This window comes from Roseateles sp. P5_B10 (assembly GCF_056400485.1).
The window spans coordinates 1-3,361 of the sequence record NZ_JBFULE010000594.1 but is presented as its reverse complement, the minus strand read 5'-3'; the positions used below and the strand labels follow the sequence as shown (position 1 = coordinate 3,361).

Annotated in this window: 3 protein-coding genes; all 3 read left to right on the top strand. The window is 66.7% G+C overall.

The window, feature by feature from the left end; translation table 11 throughout:
• A partial coding sequence (locus AC1DU6_RS24445; protein WP_477860239.1) for a TIGR03016 family PEP-CTERM system-associated outer membrane protein occupies window positions 1–1,115 on the top strand: 1,115 nt, incomplete at its 5' end.
• Window positions 1,116–1,309: 194 nt separating this feature from the next.
• Window positions 1,310–2,407 (top strand): XrtA/PEP-CTERM system-associated ATPase, encoded by a 1,098-nt coding sequence (locus tag AC1DU6_RS24440; protein ID WP_056195797.1) that lies wholly within the window; start codon window positions 1,310–1,312, stop codon window positions 2,405–2,407.
• Window positions 2,408–2,420: 13 nt separating this feature from the next.
• Window positions 2,421–3,314: an XrtA system polysaccharide deacetylase gene (locus tag AC1DU6_RS24435; protein WP_457322867.1), complete on the top strand. Its 894-nt coding sequence runs from the start codon at window positions 2,421–2,423 to the stop codon at window positions 3,312–3,314.
• The last annotated feature ends 47 nt before the right edge of the window (window positions 3,315–3,361 follow it).

The following is a 3,361-nucleotide window of genomic DNA, read 5'->3' as shown; positions in this document are numbered from 1 at the left end:
CGCAAGGCTCGGTGTCCGCTTTGGACAACCCCAACCGGCGCGAGACGGGCACCTTGAACGTCTCACCGTTGCTGCACGGCCAGCTGGGTGGATTGGCCAGCGTGGATCTGCGTGGCAATCTTTCGGTCACCGAGGTGCGCGGTAGCGCCCTGGGCGACAGTCACGGCAGCGGTGGTTCCATGCGCATCGCACAGCTCAGCGCCGGCGTGCTGAGTTGGTTCCTTCAGGCGAACACACAGCAGGTACGGCCCAAGGCTGCGTTCTCCAACCGCACCAGCTCGGCGACGGCGGGCCTGAACTACCACCCCAACCCCGACTGGCTCTTCAGCGTCAATGCGGGCCAGGAGCGCAATGATTACCTCAGCCGCAGCGGCGGCGAGCAGACCGGGCTCACGGGCGGCCTGACCGCCGATTGGACGCCCACGCCGCGTACGCGCGTCAATGGCAACTGGCAGCGTCACAGCTATGGCAACAGCCACGGCCTGAGCTTCGAACACCGCATGCGCAACTCGGTCTGGCGCTTCTCGGACTCCCGCAACGTCACGCTGGGCAACGCTGGCGCCACGGGCGGCGTGCGGACCAACTACGACCTGTACTTCCTGTTGTTCGCATCGCTGGAGCCGGACCCGATCAAGCGCGACACCCTGGTGCGTGCCTATCTGCTGTCACAGGGCTTGTCGCCCGATGCGCAGGCCGCGGTGGGCTTCCTGTCCACCGGGCCGAGCCAGCTGCGCAACCAGATGCTCAGCTTTGCCCTCCAGGGCGTGCGCAGCAACGTGACGGCCACGGTCAGCCGTTCCGTCACCAGCCGCCTGGGGGACAATCTGAACCAGGGCGATCTGGCCAACAACTCGCGCATCGACCAGCGCTCCTATTCGTTGTCGGGCAGCTACCAGCTCACGCCGGTGTCGGGGGTGTCGTTGACGGCTTCGCGCCAGGAGACCATCGGCGACTCCAGCAATCGCCGCACCCAGCTGACCAGCCTGGTGGCCAACTGGAACAGCCGCCTGGGTTCGCGCATCAGCATTCAGCTTGGTGCGCGCCACAGCCGCTTCGAAGGTGTCAGGCCCTATTCCGAGAATGCGGCCTACGCCAACCTGACGCAACAGTTCTGAAATGAAATTGGAGCCCCTCGTCCGGTCTCGCCCCGCTGAACGCGGGCGCGCCCAGCCGGTCCCCCGTGGGGACGGCGATGCTCGCGGCATCGAGCCGCGAGCACATCGCCAAACGGGCCGGCTCGGGAGCGGCCCAGCGCTCGGCCCCGCAGACGCCGGTTTCGTGCGCCGAGAATGCGTAATGGACAACTGACATGTACGAAGCCTTCTATGGCCTGAGCAGCAAGCCCTTCCAGCTCAGCCCGGACCCGAACTTCTACTACGGCAGCAAGCAGCACCGCCGGGCCAAGGCGTATCTGGACTATGGCGTGCTGCGCAATGACGGCTTCATCGTCATCACCGGCGAGATCGGTGCCGGCAAGACCACGCTGCTGCGCGGCCTGCTGGACAGCCTGAACCGCAGCAACGTCGTCATCGGCAATGTCGTGACCACCCAGCTCGACGCCGAGGACACCCTGCGCATGGTGGGCGCGGCCTTCGGCGTGCGCGTCAAGGATGCGCCCAAGTCCGAGCTGCTGATGACGCTGGAAGCCTTCTTCGTCAACCAGGTCACCCAGGGCAAGCGCTGCCTGCTCATCGTCGACGAGGCGCAGAACCTGACGGCCCGCGCGGTCGAGGAGTTGCGCATGCTGTCCAACTTCCAGTTTGCCAACCAGTCGCTGCTGCAGACCTTTCTCGTCGGCCAGCCCGAGTTCCGCGGCATCCTGCAGAAGCCCGAGATGGAGCAGTTCCGCCAGCGCGTCGCGGCGACCTGCCACATCGGCCCGCTGGACGAAGACGAGACCCAGCGCTACATGGAGCACCGCCTGAAGTGCGCGGGCTCCGCCGGCAAGCCGACCTTCGACCACGACGCCTTCCCGGCCATCCACAAGGCCAGCAACGGCATCCCACGCCGCATCAATCGCCTGTGCGACCGCCTGCTGCTGCTGGGCTTCATGCAGGGGCGCAGCCATCTGACGCTGGCGGACGTGAAGGAAGTGCTGCGCGACATCGCCCAGGAGAGCGAGATCCCGCGCCACAGCGACGTCAGCCCGCTGGACAGCACGCCAGCCAAACTGCCCGACAGCCGCCCCGGTGCGCTGGACAGTGCACCTGGCGCACTGGACGTGTCCAGGCTGAAGCTGAGCGTCGCCGAGGTCGATGGCCTGTCCAGCGAGATCGCGGCCCTCAGCGCCGATCACCACACCGACCGCCTGCAGCGCCTGGAGCGCAGCATGATGCGGCTGGAGCGCATCAATCTCCAGACGCTGGCGCTGCTGCAGAAGCTGGTGGACGCCGTGAAGCAGCACTGATGGAGTCCCGATCATGCTGATGCCCACCAAGACTCCGGCCCTGCGCAATGCGATGAGCATTGACGTGGAAGACTACTTCCAGGTCTCCGCCTTCGCGCCCTACATCAAGCGCGAGGACTGGAACGGCCTGGAATGCCGCGTCGAGCGCAACATCGAGCGCATCCTCGCGCTGCTGGCCGCCAAGCAGGTCAAGGCCACCTTCTTCACGCTGGGCTGGATCGCCGAGCGCTATCCGCAGGTGGTGAAGGCCATCGTGGCCGGCGGGCACGAACTGGCCAGCCATGGCTATGGCCACGAGCGTGCCAGCGACCTCAGCCCGACGGCCTTCCTGGACGACATCAGCCGTGCCAAGAAAATGCTCGAGGACCTGGGCGGCGTGCCCGTCATCGGCTACCGTGCGCCGAGCTTCTCCATTGGCAAGGCCAACCTCTGGGCCTTCGACGTGCTGCGCGATGCCGGCTACCGCTACTCCAGCAGCGTCTACCCCATCGCCCACGACCACTACGGCATGCCCGACTCGCCCCGCTTCGCCTACCCGGTGCGCGAGGGCCTGCTCGAGATCCCGGTGACCACCCTGCGCATGGGCTCGCGCAACCTGCCCAGCAGCGGCGGTGGCTATTTCCGGCTGCTGCCCTATGCGCTGTCACGCTGGATGATCCGCCGCGTCAACGAGATTGACGGCGAGCCAGCGGTCTTCTACTTCCATCCGTGGGAGATCGACAGCGAGCAGCCGCGCATCCCCGGCATCAACGCCAAGACGCGCTTCCGCCATTACGTCAACATCCCGCGCACCCACGACCGGATCGCGCGGCTGCTCGGCGATTTCCGCTGGGGCCGGATGGACGAGATCTTCCTCGGCCGTGAGGCCAGCCCGCGCGCTTCGGCGCCCTCGCTGAGCCCGGCCTGAATGAACTCCCCCCTTCGCATTGCGCGCCTGGCCGCGCAAGACAAAGC

Bases quoted from the DNA above. Each gene is read 5' to 3' on its own strand.
- AC1DU6_RS24440 (WP_056195797.1), top strand. From the start codon at position 1,310: ATGTACGAAGCCTTCTATGGCCTGAGCAGCAAGCCCTTCCAGCTCAGC.
- AC1DU6_RS24435 (WP_457322867.1), top strand. From the start codon at position 2,421: ATGCTGATGCCCACCAAGACTCCGGCCCTGCGCAATGCGATGAGCATT.